This window comes from Cupriavidus sp. IDO, from assembly GCF_000812465.1.
Lineage (GTDB): Bacteria > Pseudomonadota > Gammaproteobacteria > Burkholderiales > Burkholderiaceae > Cupriavidus.
In genome coordinates, this window is record NZ_JWMA01000076.1 from 1 (window position 1) to 18486 (window position 18486).

Genomic DNA, 18486 nt, shown 5'->3' on the forward strand with positions numbered 1-18486 from the left:
TCAATACCTCGCGCCGTCTCGTCCCAACGCGGCAGGCATCGTAGCTATGCCCTGAAGCCCATACCCGTACAAAAACCGTCGAACACTACGATAAGACTGGCCGTCCGCCGAGGACAGAAGGCGCTTTTTGCTTCCTTTTTGGCGCCGTCAAAAAGGAAGTCGCCCGGTAGGGCGAAATCGGGCCGTCGACCTACGACAGCGCCAAACCGCAGCCACCAACCTCAGACCCACCAGCAGCAGCGGCCCCTCCAAGACCCCAGCCCCGCAAACCGGCGAAGAACCTCTAAAGTCCGGCGTTACGGCTTGCCCAGGTACAGATAGAAGCTATAGTGACCAGCCGCAGCCCGCCCATAGGCGAGGTATAGTGGCCCGACCGGCGTGTCCAGCGCTACAAACAGCGACCCGGATTTGAGCACGCCGGTGGGGCTCCCCGGCACCAGCGGCGCACCCATGCGGCCCGCTTCCAGCGAGAAGCCACCATATACGCCTTCGAGCAAGGACTGCCTGGCCAGCTTGTAGTAGTAGACGGCCCGCACGAATTCGAGATTGGCCCCTATCAACTGCCCGGTACTGTATCCCGACTGCTGCAGGAAGCCTCCCCACTGGAACAGGTCATAGCGCGGCAGCGGATTGCCACCGATATTGCTACCCGCCTTGAAGCCGAAATTGAGCGTGTGCCGGCCTTCCGACCACGCGTAGCTGCCGTCGGCATCGGCCTTGACGTACGCCTGGCTGGCGCCCAGGCCCGGCTCGGAAGCAAAGACATGTGCCGTGGCGGCGTAACCCGAGCGCGGGAAGCTCGTGCTGTCCAGTTGGTCGAGCAGGAGCCGGCCCGTGATGGCGCCGCGCTTGACATAGTCGGGGCCCGGCGAGAGAAAAGCGGGTCCGGTACTAAGGCTTACGTTCTCGCGACCAAACAGCACGCCAAGCCTGGCTTCGCCGTACTTGGTGAACTGGCTGCCGACATCCAGGGCAATGTCATACTGGCGCAGGTCATACGTTGCGATACGGTCTGTGTCGCGGAACACGTAGACGGGACGGCGCTCGAGTTCCACGCGCGGTGCGACAAAGAGGGACTGCCGGGTGTTCAGCGGCTGGTAGAACTCGCTGGTCAGGCTGCTCGTCTGTCCTGCCTGCACATCGGTGCGCCATTCGGCGCCGAGCGAATTGATCCAGGTGCGGCGATGACTGGCCAGCAGGTTGAAATAGGACTCGCCGCGGAAGTCGGTGCTCAGTCCCAGACCAAAGCGCAGGTAGTTCGGCCCGTATGATTTTTCGATGGCGTCAACCGACAGGATCCGCTTGCCGGGCTCCTCGAGAATGCGGTAGTTGACGTATTCAAAATCCCCGGTGCCGAACAGCCGGCTCATATCCTGATCCAGCTCGGCCTGCTGGATGGGCAGGCCGGGCCTGGTCTCCATGGTGGCGGCAGCGAAGTCCGGATTGACGCGCTCCAATGGTGCGAAGCGAATCTCGTCGACTGGCCGCGGATCGGGCGGCGCAACATCCTGCTGGCGTTTGCGCAATGCGGCATAGGCCTGTGGCGGCAGGCCAAGCGGCGCCAGCCGGTCCTCCACCTTGCGTGCGGCGGCCTCGCCGATGGGGATGGTCTTTGGCAGGTGGTCAAAGTCGGTTGCCGAGAAATCGCCCAGCTCGGGCAAGATCAGGATGTCTTCGGGCCTGAGCCGGGCCAGCGAGGCACGCACGTTCTGTTCGGTGAGGATATTAAGCATCTGCCCGGTCACCCCGAGCAGGGAGCCCAATTCTTCGCGCCGCATGAGCGGCGTACCGAGGTTGACGGCAATGATGATGTCGGCGCCCATGGCGCGCGCCACATCCACGGGCAGGTTGTTTGTCAGCCCCCCGTCGACCAGCAGGTGCCCCTCGTAGTCGATCGGCGCGACGACCCCGGGCACCGACATGCTGGCGCGCATGACACTGGCCAGCTCGCCCTCGCTGAATACAACGGCGGTGCCTGTCACCAGGTCGGTCGCTACCGCGCGGTATGGAATCGGCAGGGCGTCGAAATTGCGATACCCCGGCGCACGCGCCAGCCCGCGCAGCACCTTCTCGAGTTGCACGCCGGTGATGGCGCCCTTGGGCAGCACCAGGCTGCCGTCCTTGACGCCAACTTCGGGGGTGAAGAGATTGGTGCGGTCTTCCAGCTTGCGCCGGATGGCAAGATCCTGCCGTGGGGGCCGCTCCCTGAACAGCTCCTTGCTGGACAAGCCGGACACCAGCGCCTCCATCTCGTCCGCGGTGACGCCGGTGGCATAAGCCGCACCGACCAGCGAACCCATGCTGGTGCCCGTGATGCAGTCAACCGGCACGCGCAGCGATTCCAGGACCTTCAACACGCCGATATGGGCAGCGCCACGAGCACCGCCGCCGGACAGCACCAGGCAGATACGGGGCCGGCCGAGGGGAGCGGCAGGAGACTGCGCTGCCGCAAAAGTCGGTGAAAGGAGCGTGATGAATGCGGCGGCCAGTGCACACCCAAGGCGCCTGGGGTGCGCGCGCCTTGACGGGCACGCATCTTCTCGGTGGACTATCCATGCCGGGCACCGATGCTTTCTTGATATCGCTTCGGCATTCATGGGCGGGATTCAAGGAAGCAGATTGCTTCAGGCTAGACCGTAAAACGCCGGGCCGATAGTGGACCAAAGTTGGACCATTGCCACCGGTCTGCGTGGCCGAATGTCAGTCCGTCCTGGATCTGCTGCCGCCTTTTCCCGTCGGCAACGCGATCAGGACGGCCGGATCTTGCGGGTGTGCCTTGCCCTCTTGACCTTGGGAGCCGCTGGTGGCGGCAGGTCCGGCGGCGCCGCAAGTAGTTCGGCCTGCCCCGGCAGGCGCTCGGAACTGGCGCCAGACTGCGCACGGTCAGGCGGCATGACCTGGTGCTTCAAGCTCTCGAGCTGCTCCCACAGTGCGCGCGCCAGCCGGTTCTGCTCCAGCGCGATGGCGCGTACGGCGTCGGGATCGGCAGGAAGATCGGAGGGGGCCAGGACGGCGGGCACGCCGCCAGCGTTTCCGATGCCAAATGACGCATTTGTGCCTGAATCCTGGGGTGCCGCCACATTACCCTTTCTGCTACGCCACTTCGAAACGCTGCACCCGAAGCGGCTCCCGAACCAGCGGGAAAATGCGCTCAAGGATGAGAAGCCCACCAGCGTCGCGACTTCAGACAGCGACCGATCATCGCTATCGATATACCGCTTCACCAGGTCCTCCCGCACGCCGTCGACGATAGCCAGGTAACTGTCGCCGTGCTGCGCGAGGCGGTTATATACGGTCCTGCGACCGACGCCCAGATGCTGCGCCACGCGATCCACTGAACAGGTGCCCGACGGCAGTAGCGTGATGACGAGCTTCCTTACCTTGTCGGACATCGTCGCGTTGGACTGAGCCAGCATCGCATCCAGGTAACGGCGCACCTGCTGCGCCATGACCGGATCGTAAGCCGGGATCGCGACTTCAAGATCGGCCGCCTGGCACACAAGACCATCAAAATCCTGCCTGAACAGAACCGGGGCCCCAAACACCCGCGCGTACATGGCGAGGCTGGCGGGAGCGGAATGCGTGAAGCAGATAGTACGAGGCCGCCACGCGGCGCCGAGAAGCGTGCTCAGCGTTCTGTGCAAGACGCCCAGCACCAGTTGCATTGCCTGCCGCATGGAGCCGGCGTAGCCGGCGAGCAGGTCCTCGCGGATGATGACGATGCCCTCCGCTTCCTCGATGCGCATGTGGAGCGCTTCATTCTGCAGCCGCAGGTAGTGCGACACCGAGTCGAGCGCCTTGCGTAGCGTAGGCTGCTCCTGCATCACAAAACCGAGCGGCCCAAGGTTGGAGAGCTGCCGGGTCTCCGCCATGCGCAGGCCAAGATCCTCGATGCCCGCGGCCTCGGCCGATGCCTCCAGCAGGCGCCCCGCCGCCTCGGCCGGAATCATGGTGTCCGGGGCCAATAACGCGGACCGGTCAATGCCGGCGTCACGCAAGTGCCGATAGGGGTCGATCCCAACGGATCGCGCCACCTTGACGTAGTCGGTCAGGGCGGCGCTGCGAACCAAGTAGGCCATAAGGTTTTCCCGTACTACCCAATATGTAAATTCAAACTCCCGGGATGTCAAATTGCCAATCCGCCCGTCTCCGATACTTGCCTCCAGACACACGAGGCGCGCATACGCAGCACGCCATCCGAGACAGTCAAGGAGACGAGTCATGAGCAATAAGACGAGCGGTACCGCTACGCCGGTCTGCGATCACCTGCGCGCAACCGGCCACTGGAATCCGGCCTGGGATCCCGTCGCGGAACTGGATCCCGCCTGGACAGAGAAATTCATGGCAATGGGCGCGCACACGGTGATGTCGGGCGTGCTGGAGCCGAAGGTGCTCGAATTCATCGCCATCGCGGTGGACGCGTCCTGCACCCATATGTACGCACCGGGCACGCGCCGTCATATCCGCAAGGCGCTCGAACTGGGCGCCACCGGGGCAGAAATTGCTGCCGTGCTGCAGGCGGTGAGTGTGCTTGGCATCCATACCAGCAGCCTGGGGGCACCAATCCTTCTGGAGGAACTGGCGGCCATCGAGCAGGCCAGGACGACCAGCACCCAGGCTGCCGCCTGAGTGCCAATCCGCGATCCCCCAATCCCCCAATCACTTCACTCACGAACATCATCGAGGACGACAAGCCATGCATTTCCCAGACGACTCCCTGCTGCCCGAAAACCAGGAAAAACTCGTGATCCAGGTCGCGCCGTACGGGCCGCAGTGGATCCCCGGCGACTCGGACGATATCCCGGTCACGATGGACGAGCAGATCCAGAAGGCGGTCGACTGCTACAACGCCGGCGCCACCGTGCTGCACGTGCATGTGCGCGAGGCCGACGGCAAGGGCAGCAAGCGCTTGTCCATGTTCAACGAGATGCTGGCCCGCCTGCGCGAAGCCGTGCCCGGGATGGTGCTGCAAGTCGGCGGTTCGATTTCGTTCGCGCCGGAAGACGAAGGCCAGGCGGCCAGGTGGATGAATGACGACACGCGTCACATGCTGGCTGAACTGGATCCCCGTCCAGACCAGGTGACGGTCGCGATCAACACCAGCCAGATGAACGTGATGGAGTTGATGACCGAGGCCGATATTGCCGGCACCTCGCTCACCAGCCCGGCGCTCCAGGCCGCCTACCGCGACATGATCGTGCCGTCCAATCCGTCCTGGCACGAGGAGCACATCCGGCGATTGGTTGCCAGCGGCATCCAGCCGCATTTCATGCTGGGCCATATTGCTTCATTGGAGACGGTCCAGCGCCTGATCCGTCGGGGCATCTACACGGGCCCGTTGATCCTCAACTACGTGGCCATCGGCGGCGGTGCTGCCGGCTTGCATCCAGCCGACATGCTGGAGTTCGCGCGGCGCACGCCCGATGGGGCCGTGCTCACGCTGGAAACCCTGAATCGCAACGTAGTGCCAATGAACACCATGGCCATCGCGCTGGGCCTGCACGTGCGCGTCGGCATCGAGGACACGCTGTTCGGCCCGGACGGGGAACGCGCGACCTCGGTGCAGCAGATCGAGAAGATGGTGCGCATTGCGCGTGAGCTCAATCGCGACATCGCCACTGGCGAAGATGCCCACCGCATCTATCAGATCGGCACCCAGTGGAAATCCACGGATGACACGCTGAAAGCCCTGGGCATGGCGCCCAACCGTGCGCCAGCGCAGCGCGGTGTTCCTGTGCGCAAGGTAGCGTAAGCCGGTGAGTCCCGGACGGACTGCGGCAGCGTACCGTATTTCGTCCGGCACACGACAAATGATCCTGCGGCCTGGAGACCTCTGATGTTCTGGAAAAAAAGCCCCTCTGCCGTTCTGGCAACGTTGTTGACGATCCACCTGCTTGCGCATATCGACCGCAACATGCTGCTGGGCTTCTCGCCGCAAATCATCAAGGATCTGGCGATCAACAATGCGCAATATGGATTCCTGGTCGGCGCGGTCTGGGTGCTGAGCTTCGGCGTCATGGCAATGTTCATGGGCACGCTCGCGGATCGCTTCAGCCGGACGCGGATCATCGCGGCCGGCGTGCTGATCTGGAGCGCCTGCACCTGGGCGTCTGGCCACGCCCAGACCTTCGAGCAAATGGCGATCGCGCGCTTCTTTGTCGCCAGCGGCGAGGCGGCCCTCGTGCCAGCCGCGGTGGGATTGCTGGCCGAGCTGTTCTCCGAGAAGCGTCGCGGCACGGCGATGGGCTTGTTCTTCATGGGCATCCCCCTGGGTATCGGCTGCAGCTTCCTGCTGGCCGGCACCATTGGTGCCGCGCACGGCTGGCGCACAACCTTTTATGCCCTGGGCGTGATCGGTGTCGCCATTGCCGTACCGCTGGCCTTGCTGAAGGAAGATCGCGGCCAGCTCGCACCGCAGGAGGTGGGTGCCCCCGCCCTCAAACAAGTGCTTGCAGTACTTCGACTGATCAGGGGGCATCGCGCGCTTCGCTTCACCATCGTTGGCTTCGTGCTGACGCACATCGCCTTCGCCGGCCTCTCCTTTACGCAACTGTGGATGGTGAACGAGCGCGGCATGGATGCCGCCGGCATCGCCACCCGCATCGGCGCGCTGCAACTGGTGTTCGGCACGCTGGGCTCGGTGGTGGGTGGCGTCCTCAGCGACCGCGTGGCGCGCAAACTACCTGGCGGACATGCCACGTTCATGACGTTGCTGATCGTCATCTGCGCACCATTGGTCATCGCCTATCGTTTCGCCCCTGCCGGCTCCGCCCTGTTCTACATCGGCATGTGCGTGGGCTTCTTCCTGCCGCTGGCACTTTACGGCCCGGCCAATGCAGCTATCACGAGCATGGCGCCGCAGAAGATGCGCTCGACGATCTCTGGCTTCACGATGCTATGCATCAATGTCTTCGCGATCGCGATTGGCACCGTGGCCGTCGGCGCTGCGACAGATTATCTCGTCGCGAATGGCAGCACTGCGCCGCTGACACGCGTACTGCTGACCACCGACGTGCTCGCTATCGCTTCAGCACTCTTCTTCGCGCTGGCCGCGCGCGCGTCGTGTAAGCAGCCGGCCATCGACATTCACCCCCTGCAAGCCACAAGGTAAGGAATCATGAAGCAGAATCAAGGGAAAAATCTCCAAGGGCGAGTCGCCCTGGTCACTGGCGCCGGTCGCGGCATGGGTGGCGCTATCGCGATCGACCTCGCCGGGGCGGGTGCGCACGTCGTGATCTGTGACATCGACATGCCCGCACTCGAGCAAACGCGCGTGGCGGTGGAAGCGGCCGGTGCACAGTGCCTCGCGCTGCGCTGCGACGTGTCATCGAGGATTGAAGTCGACAGCATGTTCGCCGCTATCGTCAAACGCTTCGGCACATTGCACATCCTGGTCAATAACGCTGCGCTCGTGCCAAACCGGCCAATCGACATCGAGCGCCGCAACAAGCATTACGCCTATATCACCTCCCCGGTGCCACGCCAGTCTCTGAGCTTTACCAGCAATATGAGTGACGAAGACTGGCATCGTTACTGGGACGTCAACGTGCATGGCCTGTTCTATTGCACGCGCGAAGCGCTCACGCTGATGGAACCTCAGCGAAACGGCAAGATCATCAACATCGCATCGATTGCCGGCTTCTCGGCGATGAGCGCGCACAGCCCGAATTACTGCGCGACCAAAGGCGCGGTAATCGCCTTCACCAAATCGGTAGCCGCTGAAGTGGCCGGTGCCAATATTTTTGTCAATGCGATGGCTCCAGGGGGTGTGGCAACCCCAGAATTTACGGAGTATTTCGAGAGCATGGATGAGGCAAAGCGCAACCAATTCTGGCAAGTATGTCCGGCCGGACGTCTGGGGTCGATGCATGAATACGCATCAACCGTAACCTACCTGGCCGGCGATCATTATCTGATCGGCCAAGTGATCAGCCCCAACGGTGGAGTTGTGATCTGACCGCACGCGCCGCACGTCGCGGCACGATCTGCGGCGTGTCGAGCAGACTGGTCAGACTATATGGCGGAGCCTTCCGCGTTTCCCGAAGGATCTGGCCAAAGCAGAATAACGAGCCTCAGAAAAAATGGGACAGACATCATCGCGAGCCCTCAAGTCGGCAAATGCCGTGGTGGATGAGGAGTTCCCGAGAACGCGACAGTAAGTAAGAACCACAACACCGACAGCGGAGGCAGGCAAAGCGAAGCGGCACAAAGCAGCCGGACCTTTCAGCACTAAAACGGCAGAAGCTCCGCAATTTGAACCGTTCGCGCTTGTGCCCCTGTGCGATCCGAAGCGCAACACTGCCCGTGGTACGACTACGGGTTCAAGATTGCGCTGCGAGGAATCCGTGATGATTGCCCCGCTCAGCCGTCCCTGTATTGGGCTCCACCATCGGCGTCAACCACGACACCGCTCAGATAAGAGGCACGATCAGACGCCAGGTAAACGACCAGATCTGCGATTTCCTCCGGTCGGGCGGCACGTCCGAACGGCAGGTGCTGGAGCATTTCCTCCCACCGCGACTCGTCCCCGAACTTCTGGAGCGCGCGCGCCTTGTAGAGCGAGATCAGACGATCTGTCCTTGTTGGGCCGGGATTCACCCCAACGACTCGCACGCCCCGCGTCGTGGCGAAAGCGCCGACCGCACGCGTGAATGTGGAAAGTGCGGCATTACCGACCGATCCGCAAAGGTAGTCATAGCGCGGCATCCTGGCGGCAATGCCGATTACGTTCACGATGACGCCCCGACCGCGCGCCATCATTTCCGGAAGGGCCTGGCGCGTCGTATCAATGTAACCATGGACCTTGAGATCCCAAGCGGTGCGCCACTGCTCGTCGCTTAGCGAAGTCAATCCCCCGCCGGGGATCGCCCCGGCGTTGTTGACGAGGATGTCGGCGCCTCGGAGCTGCTCGGCGAGCGCTTGCCGCCCCTCGGGGCGCGACAGATCTGCGCAAAGCGCCTTTACGCCGATGCCTTCCCTGTCCCGCAATGCAATTCGCGCTTCGTCCACGGAAGCTTGGGTACTGCCGGCGACGATGACCTGGGCACCTTCGACGACAAATGCCCTGGCGCAGGCCAGACCGATGCCACGTGTACCGCCGGTGATGAGTACCGATTTTCCCGCGAGGTGTAGGTCCATTTCTCTTGTCCCCGACGCTGGCGTTCAACCGCAGAGAGGAAGTCAAACACAGTCTCATTGATCGTTGACCGTCTCGATCTTCGCCGGCATATGAATCTCGATCAGCTCGCAGTCATCCGACCACCCCACGACTGTGTGTCGTATGCCGGGTGGCTGCACCCAACTCGATCCCGCGACGAGGCGGTGACGCCCAACGCCCTCAAATTCGGTCTCGAACCAGCCCTTGAGGCAGTAGACCATCTGGAACTTCAGGTTGTGGTGGTGTTGCAGGCTCAGCTCGGGGCGGAAGGGAGCAATCATTCGGATCACATGGGCCTCTACCATTCCGCCTGACGCATCAGCGACTCCCAAATCCCGATAGGCGGAGTAGCCGCGCAGGCCTCCGGTCTTGAAGTCCGCCTCCTTCAGGTGACTGACGACAAAGCGCTGCTGACTTGATTGCAGTTCGGTTGCCATGCTGCCCTCGCCAAGTTATGTGTTTGGAACACAACGGAACGCGCATTTCTGATTGAGATAAGGTGCCACCTGTGCCGAAAAGCCGAGACCCGGAAGCCCGGCAAGAAAGGCTAACTTCCGGCGCCCCCTACTGGCTCGCGATCGTCGCCCCGTACAAGAGATGGCATTCCGCTGCCGGCGGAACCCGCCAACAGCAAGCCGAATATGACCATCAGGGCGGCGACCTTGGCCCCTGAATTCGATATGGTCACGCCCCTCGTATCGAGACTGCGACGACGACTATGATCCTGCTTCAGGATTACTCAGTACGCCATCGCACAGACAGGCGAGCACCATGGTAGCGGGGCGACATTCGCTCGGGGCACGACTTGACGCGAACCCTGAGTCGGACGGCCCGCTTCCGCGGCTATCTGATCCGAAGTGGAGGAGGTTTGCCTGCCGCACTGCTGACGCTCGTCACGCCCGCCTGGCGGCGCTAATATCAATCTCGACGGCGCGATCGTCGACGCGTTCGACGTCTCCTTCATTGCTCTGAACCCGGAGAAGCAAAGTGCCATACGTAACGTCCGACGGTGTTTCGATCCACTACGAGCTCAAGGGCCAGGGTTCGCCCGTGCTTCTTCTGGCGGGGCTTGCGGGTGTGGGCGCGTCCTGGGGCCCACAGATCAATCTCTTCGCCCAGCATCACCAGGTGATCGTACCTGATCACCGCGGTACGGGCGCTTCCGAGCACACTGCACACGACATGACGATTGCGCAACACGCGCGGGACATGGCGCGGGTCATCGAGGCGGTCGGACGCGGGCCAGTCCACGTGGTCGGCTCCTCAACCGGGGGCGCCATCGCACAGTTGCTGGCGATCCATCACCGCGAACTATTGCGTAGCGCGACGATTGTCTCTTCGATTGCACGCGCGGACGCGTTCTACCGTCGACAATTCGACATGCGGCGACGCATGCTGACCGATTCCGGCCTGCGCGCGTCCACCGAGGCAAACGCACTGTTCCTCTTCGATCCGAAGTTCATTCGCGAGTACCCGGAGCAGGTCCAGGCTTGGGTGAACACTTCATCGGCTCGCACATTCGAACCTGAGATCGGCTTTGCCCGGATCGACATGATCGTGGAGCACGACGCCTTCGATGATCTTCCGTCGATCGCGACGCCGACGCTGGTGCTGGTGGGCGAGCGCGACTTCTGCGCCCCGCCGTACTTCTCCTCGGAGCTTGCAGAGCGGATTCCGGGAGCCGAGTTTGCCATCCTGGACGGTGGTCACTTCATCTTCCTGGAGAAGCCCGAACTACTGCACGATACCGTTGAGGGCTTCATCGCCAAGCACGAGCGATGATCAGCTCGGCTCGGAAGGCCGGTGCTTCCCGTTAGGGCCGGTGCGAGCTGGCCGTTATCCGGCCGCGCGCTTCAGGAAAGATCCTCCACCCGGTCCCGTTGCGAGCGGATCTCCTCCGGACTCAGGACGATATAGCCCAGTGCCTTCAGCAACTGCACCGCCTCGAGCTCCGCGTCGAGATACACCGTACGTTCCGGATGGCGCGAGCGTGGTGCAGGTGGCAGCCACGAGGCACCGGTGTGCGGCTCGGACGCCAGCTTGCTGTCGGACCAACGGGTGGTCAGGATGCGGCAATGCTCCAGGTTGGGCTTCCAGGAGACATCCACGGCGGCATTGAACCTGGCTGTACAGAGCCGCAACTGCTTCAGCGCTCTCAGCCAGTTGACGAATGCATCGCGCTCCGATGGCTGGTAACCCTTCAGCAAGGTATTGAGATGATCCTGCGCGGTGGCTCCCCCGGCTGCGCGGTCATCTTCGAGCAGGGCAATCTCGAGCGCCACGCGTTGGCGGCCGTCCTGGTCATAGATCGCGCAATCGCTGTCCAGCACGCCTTCGCGCAGCAGTTCGCACAGCAATGCCCAGGCCCTTGGATTCTTGTCGAGCCGGCCATCGAGGGTCGGATCGATCTGGCTGAGGATGTCCGGGATGGAACGCTCCTGATCCAGGTGGACGGCCAGTGCGAATGCCATGGCGTTGGCCGATGGCCTGCCATTGCGTGCCAGCATCTGCAAGGATGCCTCCCGGAGCTCACGGATTTCCGCCGCGGTATCCACGGCATGCGTCCATGCATAGTCCTCCAGGCTTGCGCACAGCTTGCGAGCGGCCCTGGCCATCTGGCCGGCCAGCGTCTGGATAAAGCCAGTGCAAAGGGCGCAGTGGCACTCCTGGCGGCCAGCATGCAGGAAGCCGGCGTATAGCCGTTCCTGATGCCCGCAGTGCCCGCATTCAAGCGAAAATCCGCCTTGCCGCGCGGGCCGCTGCGTGGCGAGCAGTCCATCGACCTGGTAGTGCGCCTGTCCGTCGCAGCACGGGCAGATCCATCGCAGCTTGTGCGCGCCGTCGCGAGGTGCCACCGCGCGGTCGAACTGGCGCTCCATGACGCTGCGGGGAATGCCCTGCGCCCGCCCGACCACGTCCGCGCAATAGCGCCAGTAGCAGTATGAGTGGGCCGCGGCGGCCGCCTCCGGTGTGAGGCGCTGCAACTCCGGCAGCAAGCGGGAGCTGCGCCGGATATCGTCCGTCATCCCGTCGATCAGCGCCTGGCCGCCGGGCATGACTGCCTCAAGGGCGGCGCGGCTCTGTTCCAGGAAATCCGGTACGTAGACGCGGCGGATGAAATCTTCGTTCTCGAGCCAGAACAGATGCCCGGGGAGGGTTTCCAGGGCCTCAACCCCTTCCCTGACATCGGACATGCCCGGGCAGGCGAGAAACGTGAACGGCTTACTGAACAGGAAGGTGTCTGTCATGTTGTCGTCAACGGAGTATCCCGCCCACGAGCGTCCAACACGCCCCGTGTGCGATGGTCTCACCCCGTGACTCAGCCAAGGCAAACACACGGCCGGCGCAATGCCGCTGGCGCGATCCGTGCCGGGGACTTTCCCCTTCTTTTTTTCAGATCGGACGAGATCTGGGGCAGATTTGCATCTGCCACATGGACAGCATAGGCGACGCTGCCGCATCCTTACAAAGGAATCGAGGTGGGCCTAATGATGAGAGGGTTTTGCCCTGATGCCTCGACGCCATCGTGCCGGCTGCCTCAGGCCCGTTCAATAAGATTAATGTCAGATCTAAAAATGTTTGCGAGCCTCGGGCGCCAGCTGCAGCGCCATGTTCGCCGCCATGGCCGATTCGCCGACCTTATACGGCCGCGACGGCTGCACCACTGACGGCAGACTCCGCCACACGGTTTCTGCCGGCGCGCTTCGCCTGGTATAGCGCCTCGTCTCCCGCCCGCAGGAGCGCGCGCAGCTCGCCGAATGTCCGGTTGCCGCCCGCGTCGGGCGTATCCGTCACCACGCCGATGCTGATCGTCAGTTCACCCAGGGCGCTGTCGGGATTCTCGATGTGCAGGTTCTGGACGGCCGCACGAATGGTATCCGCGACGGCTGCCGCGCCCGCGGCGTCGGTGTTCGGCAGCAGCACGGCAAACTCCTCGCCGCCATAGCGGCCGGCAAAATCGCCCGGGCGGCGGATATGCCGCTGGATGCAGTCGGCCACCGACGCCAGCGCGTCGTCGCCGGCCAGGTGGCCGTAGCGGTCGTTGAACTGTTTGAAGTGGTCGACGTCGAGCATCAGCAGCGAGAAGGGCTGGCCATGGCGCCGCGCGCGCCGCCATTCGACATCGGCGGCGTCATCCAGCGCGCGGCGGCTGCCCAGGCCGGTCAGGCCATCGGTGTTCACCATCAGGCGCAGGTGGCGCTCCATGTCCATGCGGCGGCGCCATTGGCGCGAAAGCAGCACCGACAATGCGATGACCAGGATATCCACGACCGCAATCAGCGAAGAGAACAGCCATGCGCGCGTTTTCCACGCCGCCAGCACGTCGTCGAGCGACAGGCCCACCACGACGATCAGCGGGTAGCCTGGCATCCGCCGGAAGCTGTACAGCCGCTGCACGCCGTCAAGCGCGGCCATGCCAACGAAGGAACCGCGCTCGCCATGAAGCAGCGGCGTAAACGAGTCGCTGTGCGAGATGTCGCGCCCGATCGACGCATCTTCATATGGCCGGCGCATGACGATGATGCCGTCGGTGCGCACCAGCGTGAGGGTGCCGCCCGAGCCCAGGCTCATGCCGTCGAAGAGCTTGCGGAAATAGTTGACCCGCAGTGTCCCGACGACGATGCCGGCAAAGCTGCCGTCCGGCGTCGAAATCCGGCGGCTGATGCCGATGGACTTGCTTTCCGGCGTCATGCGCGGCTGGAACGGACGGCTGACAAACACGCCGGCATTCGGGGAGGTGAGGTGTACCTGGAAGTAATCGCGGTCCGCCACGTTCACCGGCCGGGGCGGCCACACGCGGGAATCCAGCACGAGATTGCCGAGGGCGTCCGTGGCGAGCAGCGACCCCATATCCTCGGCATTGCTGGACCGGTCGAACAGCACCCGTTGCCGCACAGACGGCGCCAGCGCCATGATCCGCGGATCCTGCATGGCGTCCATGACGCCGAGGATGGACAGCTCATAGACCTGCAGGTTGCGCGTGATGCTGCGTTCCAGGGTCAGGGCGAGGTTGGACGAGGCTTCACTGGCATTCTCGAGGGCATCGCGCCGCATCTGCAGGAGGGCGAAGGCCCCTAGCCCCGCGATGGCGGCAGCCAGCATGATGCTGGCCGCGACGATCATCGCAGGCGGATTGAAGCTGGCGCGAAGGCCTGTTCCTCGTGCGGGGTGGGGCATCTGTTGCGGGCTGCCGTTTCGATAGCGCGTATTGTAGTTCCTGCGCTCATGGCCGGACGGCTGTCGGGGGGAAGGTCCGCCTGGCTATGGCAAATGTCTGCCGGGTAGCGTCGGCGCCGGCCCGCGCGCGCCGAGCGGGCGCGGGCTTCGCGCAGTTTCCTTGCCGGGCCTTGCCGCCATGGTGCGACTGTCGCGCAGCCCCGGGTAGCCCTTGCCGCGCGGCGCAGTGGCGAATGCGCCGATCCTGACTTCCTCGCCCATCCCTCCTGCAACCTGCTGGCCCTGAGCGGCTCCCGATGCGGTAGCCAGCACGGCCATTGCCATCAGGGAGAACGAGAGGATCTGTTTCATGGACGTTTCTGCTTTTTGTGTTGTAGGACGCGCGGCGGCGTTGGCGCCGCGGCGTCAGTCAGGTGGGGGAGGATAGTTCAACCGAATTTCCATGAATGTAATCGATTGTTAATGGCCGAGCATAAAGCGTGCTACGCCCGCCGCGGGCGCTGTCGCGGCGTTGCGCGGTCCCCGCTGACAGAGACCGCACTGCCATCTCTGTCTTAACGAGGCTGGGGCTGGAAAACCTGACCCGGGAAATAGCCGTAGTGGCAAGCCGAACGCCGACGTCACCGGCGTCATTCCGGGGCTCCCCGGGGTTGGCTGGTGGCTACCCGGCTAAAATGTAGGTGTGTGAACCCAGATCGGCTTGCCTTGATGGAACGGCAGGTCGAATGCATCTTCGCGCAAGATATGTCAGCGGTTGTCTGATGCAGACCGGCGAAACGAACGCCGCCACGCTGCCAGCCGGCTGCCTGTCTCGCGCACTAATCTGGAACTGGAATGATGAAGACGACAATCTCGATCATCGCGTTCGTCCTGGCTGCCCTCAGTTTGTCGGCGCACGCGAGCCTGAGCGCCGATGCCCATGCCTTCAAGGAAAACGTGAAGTCGGCGGGGAAGCAGGGCGGGCATGCCGTGCGCGATGGCGCGAAGGCGATTGGCCACGGCGCCAAGGAGGCCGGCCACGCCGTTGCTGATGCAACCAGGCACGGCTATCACGCGACGAAGAAGGCGGTAACCGGGCACGAATAGGTCATCAGACAACTTATGAGATGGGTGTCGGGGGAAGGAGGACGAAGGATTCAGCGCTTGCCGGAGCGAGGGGTGCCATTGCTGCACGTAGATTGAAGCAATGGACTTCCATCAGGAGGCAATCATGAAACACAGCTGCTATCTCATTGCCATCGCAGCCGGCGCCGCGGCGTTATCGGTTGCGCAAGGGGCACTCGCCCGGGAATACGTGGAAGGGCAGGCGCCAGCCTATGTCGAGCCGGCGCATCGTCCGCCCCCGCCGCGTCATGTGCCGACCGGTTGGCATGGGGATCGCTACTACGACGGCCATCGTTGGTGGGAACGCGAGGAATGGAATAAGCGCCATCACCACCACGACGATAATCATCGCCATGATGATGATCATCATCATTAAGCCGACTGAATCGGCGTAGCTGCGAGCCGCGGATAACAGCCACGAGTGTGCGTCCCGGATTGACCTCCCGGGGCGGCTTTTCCGGTTCCTGAGCGGTCGTTCGTCCCCTGCGGAGGCGGAAGCTTCAAATGAAGGGGGATCACGAATGGCCGCTTATGCGGTTGTCTCTGCTTTACCCCTGACCGGGTATCAAGAGGTGCGCGCGAGTAAGCGAATGCATCGGAAAGGTGCGTTGGCTTCGATGGGGCATGCCTCGGCACACCAGATCCCGTTTTTTACCTACGCTAACAGTAGCGTCGGCTTACTGGCGCCATTTGGGCGGCTCTCGAGAAGCCGGCTACCGCGCAACCCACTGAACCGCTTGCTACGAAAATGCCGGCCGCTTCTGGTAACGGTTCCGAGGGCAGCGACCGAACCCTGCTGTATTTCGGTTGGCTGACCCTGCTCATCGCTCTGGCAACGCCGGCCGGTGCCCTGGTTGATATACAGACGTCGTACCTGCTCAAGAACCAGTTGCAGGCGACAGCGACGCAGATTTCGGTATTCCGGCTGGTGACGGGCATCCCCGTCTACGTTGCGTTCGTTTTTGGCCTCGCCCGCGACCAGTGGAACCCGCTGGGATTGCGGGATCGCGGCTTCTTCCTGATTTTCGCTCCGGTGACCGCATTGGCATTCATCTGGATGGCGTTTTCAGGCTTCTCATACGCGGCACTGGTCACCGGGATGCTGCTGGCCATGCTGTCGTCCCGATTTGTCGCCGCAGCCTATCAGGGCTTGATCGCTCTGGTGGGCCAGGAGAAGCTCATGTCCGGGCGCCTGAGCGCCCTGTTGAACGTGGTCGGCTCCGTCCCGGTTGTTATGGGCGCGTTCGCCTCCGGGTATATCTCCGATCATCTTGCCGCGAAGGAAGCCTTCTTCCTGGTGGCGATGGCCGCTTCACTGATTGCCGTGTTTGGGCTCTGGAAGCCCGTTTCCGTCTTCGGCCATATCTACGAAAAGCCGCGAGCCAGGGGCACGGATCTGGTTGGGAATGTCAGGCGGCTGGTGAAGCATAAGGCTGTCTATCCGGCGGTTCTGATCTGCTTTCTGTGGAACTTTGCGCCAGGAGCGGCCACGCCGCTGCAGTTCTATCTGACCAATACGCTGCATGCATCGGATTCCGTTTACTCGTACTACAACGGGATCTTTGCCGCTGCGTTCATCCCGACATTCTTGCTGTATGGCGTTCTGTGCAAGAAAGTAGCGCTGAACAAGTTGCTGTGGTGGGGAACGATCGTCGCAGTGCCGCAGATGATTCCGCTGGCATTCATCCACTCAGCCAATCTCGCGCTTGTCTTGGCGGCACCGATCGGGCTGATGGGCGGTGTCGCCACGGCCGCATACTTCGATCTGGCGATGCGCTCCTGTCCGCCAGGCTTGCAAGGAACCCTGATGATGCTGGTGGATGGCGTTCTCGCGCTCTCGGCGCGTGCGGGCGATCTGTTGGGCTCATGGATCTATAACAGCAGCCCGACGCACGGTTTCACATATTGTGTGATCGCGACGACCGTGGTGTACGCGCTGATCCTGGCACTGATCCCGCTGACGCCGAAAGCAGTGATCGCTACCAGGGATGGAGAACCAAATCCGGAGGTCGACGCCGCGGTGCTGAGCGAGATCCGGGAACCTGAGCGTACATAGACCCCGCGACCCGGGCGGGAGCGGCCCGGTTGATGGCCAGCCCCGAGGAGGCCAAGCTCCTCGGCAAACTCGAGGAGTTTATCGTCTACCTCGACAACAACCGGCACTTCATCGTGAACTACGGTGACCGCTACTGCCTTCCAGTTTCGACGGAGTGACGGGAAATACCGAGAGGGGAAATGGGAAGTGACCCCTGGGATGTCTGTCTCTTCGATGGCCTTCTCACTGCCCCGTTCAGCGCCCGCTTCAACCCTCCCCGACTTGTGCTTCCTAGCCGAACGCAGCGTCAGGCCCGCCAGCACTACGACGACTGCGGGGGTCTCGACCGTGATGAAAAGATTATGGATCAGCAGGAGTTGGAGAGGCGCGAGGCATGGCAGAGGGCTAGCGGAGGCCTGCCCGGCTCAGCGGCTGGCCAGGCGGTTCTGCACTTCGCGCGCCCCCAGCCTGGACATGTCCTCATTGATCTCCTCGAAGACCACCTTCTGTACTTCTTTGCCCAGATGCTCGCGCAGCATGCCCAGGAACTTTGGCGAGGCGGCGAGCCGCAGTTTGTCATAGCGCTGTTCGGTGCGCGCCTGCTCGAGATACTGTGTCAGCATGCGGGCGAACTCGTCACGCTCCTTATCGGCCTGATCGACCCGCGTCGCCATCGAATGCATGGGCTCGCCCTTGCCGGCAAAGCGCCCCTGCGCATCGTCGCGCAGCTCGCCGTCCTTGGCCCGGCCAAGCGGATTGACAAAGTCCTGAATTTCTTCCATGTCCCTTTCCATTCCATGCGCCTGGAAGATCCGTGCATGGGTGCTATCTGCGGCTAGCGTCCAGATTGTCGTCATCGTTTGCTCCTTTTGTGGCGGCAGTAGCGATGTAACAAGGATAGGCCTGGGCCTTACGATCGTCCCGGCAGTTTTGTAACGCCGCGTCGGGGCAGGCAGCGGCATGGATCGTTGCGCCCGCCGTGGCGCAGGTGATGTGTCGGAGAGAGGGCTCG

The 18486-nt window shown here is 62.9% G+C and carries 17 protein-coding genes; 9 read left to right on the forward strand and 8 right to left on the reverse strand.

Annotation, left to right across the window (positions count from 1 at the left end; genetic code table 11):
- Positions 1 to 296: 296 nt before the first annotated feature.
- Together RM96_RS21540 and RM96_RS21545 are read right to left on the reverse strand one after the other, a co-directional pair.
- Positions 297 to 2597 carry a patatin-like phospholipase family protein gene (locus tag RM96_RS21540; RefSeq protein WP_082016649.1) on the reverse strand — a complete coding sequence of 767 codons (2301 nt, stop codon included), beginning with the start codon at positions 2595 to 2597 and terminating at the stop codon, positions 297 to 299.
- A 150-nt stretch (positions 2598 to 2747) separates the two neighbouring features.
- Positions 2748 to 4079: an AraC family transcriptional regulator ligand-binding domain-containing protein gene (locus RM96_RS21545; RefSeq protein WP_082016650.1), complete on the reverse strand. Its 1332-nt coding sequence runs from the start codon at positions 4077 to 4079 to the stop codon at positions 2748 to 2750.
- Between the two features lie 142 nt (positions 4080 to 4221).
- Between RM96_RS21545 and RM96_RS21550 the strand changes: the two genes are divergently transcribed.
- From RM96_RS21550 to RM96_RS21565, 4 genes are all read left to right on the forward strand, one after another.
- Positions 4222 to 4629: a carboxymuconolactone decarboxylase family protein gene (locus RM96_RS21550; protein ID WP_039013546.1), complete on the forward strand. Its 408-nt coding sequence runs from the start codon at positions 4222 to 4224 to the stop codon at positions 4627 to 4629.
- Positions 4630 to 4696: 67 nt separating this feature from the next.
- Entirely contained in the window at positions 4697 to 5752 is a 1056-nt protein-coding gene (locus RM96_RS21555; protein ID WP_039013547.1) for a 3-keto-5-aminohexanoate cleavage protein, read from the forward strand.
- Between the two features lie 84 nt (positions 5753 to 5836).
- Positions 5837 to 7111: an MFS transporter gene (locus tag RM96_RS21560; RefSeq protein WP_039013548.1), complete on the forward strand. Its 1275-nt coding sequence runs from the start codon at positions 5837 to 5839 to the stop codon at positions 7109 to 7111.
- Positions 7112 to 7117: 6 nt separating this feature from the next.
- Positions 7118 to 7957, forward strand: a complete 840-nt coding sequence (locus tag RM96_RS21565; RefSeq protein WP_039013549.1) for an SDR family NAD(P)-dependent oxidoreductase — start codon at positions 7118 to 7120, stop codon at positions 7955 to 7957.
- A gap of 404 nt (positions 7958 to 8361) precedes the next feature.
- On the opposite strand, the gene RM96_RS21570 is transcribed toward RM96_RS21565, so the two are convergent.
- Complete coding sequence (locus RM96_RS21570) at positions 8362 to 9138, reverse strand: short-chain dehydrogenase/reductase (protein ID WP_039013550.1); 777 nt, start codon at positions 9136 to 9138, stop codon at positions 8362 to 8364.
- A gap of 54 nt (positions 9139 to 9192) precedes the next feature.
- A complete protein-coding gene (locus RM96_RS21575) occupies positions 9193 to 9594 on the reverse strand; it encodes a cupin domain-containing protein (RefSeq protein WP_039013551.1) in 402 nt (133 codons plus the stop codon).
- A gap of 550 nt (positions 9595 to 10144) precedes the next feature.
- On the opposite strand from RM96_RS21575, the gene RM96_RS21580 reads away from it, so the two are divergent.
- Positions 10145 to 10939 (forward strand): alpha/beta fold hydrolase, encoded by a 795-nt coding sequence (locus RM96_RS21580; protein WP_039013552.1) that lies wholly within the window; start codon positions 10145 to 10147, stop codon positions 10937 to 10939.
- Positions 10940 to 11010: 71 nt separating this feature from the next.
- Here the strand turns inward: RM96_RS21580 and RM96_RS21585 are convergent, their stop codons facing one another.
- The 3 genes from RM96_RS21585 to RM96_RS21595 all read right to left on the reverse strand — a co-directional run bounded on the left by RM96_RS21585 (position 11011) and on the right by RM96_RS21595 (position 14686).
- Positions 11011 to 12405: a hypothetical protein gene (locus RM96_RS21585; RefSeq protein WP_039013553.1), complete on the reverse strand. Its 1395-nt coding sequence runs from the start codon at positions 12403 to 12405 to the stop codon at positions 11011 to 11013.
- Between the two features lie 391 nt (positions 12406 to 12796).
- Positions 12797 to 14335, reverse strand: coding sequence for a sensor domain-containing diguanylate cyclase (locus RM96_RS21590; protein WP_039013555.1), 1539 nt, complete (start codon positions 14333 to 14335; stop codon positions 12797 to 12799).
- Between the two features lie 84 nt (positions 14336 to 14419).
- Positions 14420 to 14686: a hypothetical protein gene (locus tag RM96_RS21595; protein WP_039013556.1), complete on the reverse strand. Its 267-nt coding sequence runs from the start codon at positions 14684 to 14686 to the stop codon at positions 14420 to 14422.
- 486 nt (positions 14687 to 15172) lie between these two features.
- On the opposite strand from RM96_RS21595, the gene RM96_RS21600 reads away from it, so the two are divergent.
- The 4 genes from RM96_RS21600 to RM96_RS40580 all read left to right on the forward strand — a co-directional run bounded on the left by RM96_RS21600 (position 15173) and on the right by RM96_RS40580 (position 17653).
- Entirely contained in the window at positions 15173 to 15421 is a 249-nt protein-coding gene (locus RM96_RS21600) for a hypothetical protein (RefSeq protein WP_039013620.1), read from the forward strand.
- Between the two features lie 124 nt (positions 15422 to 15545).
- Positions 15546 to 15815 (forward strand): hypothetical protein, encoded by a 270-nt coding sequence (locus tag RM96_RS37460; RefSeq protein WP_082016656.1) that lies wholly within the window; start codon positions 15546 to 15548, stop codon positions 15813 to 15815.
- Between the two features lie 372 nt (positions 15816 to 16187).
- Positions 16188 to 17495, forward strand: coding sequence for an MFS transporter (locus RM96_RS21610; RefSeq protein ID WP_039013559.1), 1308 nt, complete (start codon positions 16188 to 16190; stop codon positions 17493 to 17495).
- A 32-nt stretch (positions 17496 to 17527) separates the two neighbouring features.
- Positions 17528 to 17653 (forward strand): hypothetical protein, encoded by a 126-nt coding sequence (locus RM96_RS40580; protein WP_274520220.1) that lies wholly within the window; start codon positions 17528 to 17530, stop codon positions 17651 to 17653.
- Between the two features lie 246 nt (positions 17654 to 17899).
- Here the strand turns inward: RM96_RS40580 and RM96_RS36425 are convergent, their stop codons facing one another.
- Positions 17900 to 18331, reverse strand: a complete 432-nt coding sequence (locus tag RM96_RS36425; protein ID WP_082016651.1) for a host attachment protein — start codon at positions 18329 to 18331, stop codon at positions 17900 to 17902.
- Positions 18332 to 18486: the final 155 nt, after the last annotated feature.

What these genes read in the sequence shown, in the direction of transcription:
- RM96_RS21540 (WP_082016649.1), bottom strand. Translation starts at nt 2,597, where the DNA reads ATGAATGCCGAAGCGATATCAAGAAAGCATCGGTGCCCGGCATGGATA.
- RM96_RS21545 (WP_082016650.1), bottom strand. Translation starts at nt 4,079, where the DNA reads ATGGCCTACTTGGTTCGCAGCGCCGCCCTGACCGACTACGTCAAGGTG.
- RM96_RS21550 (WP_039013546.1), top strand. Translation starts at nt 4,222, where the DNA reads ATGAGCAATAAGACGAGCGGTACCGCTACGCCGGTCTGCGATCACCTG.
- RM96_RS21555 (WP_039013547.1), top strand. Translation starts at nt 4,697, where the DNA reads ATGCATTTCCCAGACGACTCCCTGCTGCCCGAAAACCAGGAAAAACTC.
- RM96_RS21560 (WP_039013548.1), top strand. Translation starts at nt 5,837, where the DNA reads ATGTTCTGGAAAAAAAGCCCCTCTGCCGTTCTGGCAACGTTGTTGACG.
- RM96_RS21565 (WP_039013549.1), top strand. Translation starts at nt 7,118, where the DNA reads ATGAAGCAGAATCAAGGGAAAAATCTCCAAGGGCGAGTCGCCCTGGTC.
- RM96_RS21570 (WP_039013550.1), bottom strand. Translation starts at nt 9,138, where the DNA reads ATGGACCTACACCTCGCGGGAAAATCGGTACTCATCACCGGCGGTACA.
- RM96_RS21575 (WP_039013551.1), bottom strand. Translation starts at nt 9,594, where the DNA reads ATGGCAACCGAACTGCAATCAAGTCAGCAGCGCTTTGTCGTCAGTCAC.
- RM96_RS21585 (WP_039013553.1), bottom strand. Translation starts at nt 12,405, where the DNA reads ATGACAGACACCTTCCTGTTCAGTAAGCCGTTCACGTTTCTCGCCTGC.
- RM96_RS21590 (WP_039013555.1), bottom strand. Translation starts at nt 14,335, where the DNA reads ATGCCCCACCCCGCACGAGGAACAGGCCTTCGCGCCAGCTTCAATCCG.
- RM96_RS21595 (WP_039013556.1), bottom strand. Translation starts at nt 14,686, where the DNA reads ATGAAACAGATCCTCTCGTTCTCCCTGATGGCAATGGCCGTGCTGGCT.
- RM96_RS21600 (WP_039013620.1), top strand. Translation starts at nt 15,173, where the DNA reads ATGAAGACGACAATCTCGATCATCGCGTTCGTCCTGGCTGCCCTCAGT.
- RM96_RS37460 (WP_082016656.1), top strand. Translation starts at nt 15,546, where the DNA reads ATGAAACACAGCTGCTATCTCATTGCCATCGCAGCCGGCGCCGCGGCG.
- RM96_RS21610 (WP_039013559.1), top strand. Translation starts at nt 16,188, where the DNA reads ATGCCGGCCGCTTCTGGTAACGGTTCCGAGGGCAGCGACCGAACCCTG.
- RM96_RS40580 (WP_274520220.1), top strand. Translation starts at nt 17,528, where the DNA reads ATGGCCAGCCCCGAGGAGGCCAAGCTCCTCGGCAAACTCGAGGAGTTT.
- RM96_RS36425 (WP_082016651.1), bottom strand. Translation starts at nt 18,331, where the DNA reads ATGACGACAATCTGGACGCTAGCCGCAGATAGCACCCATGCACGGATC.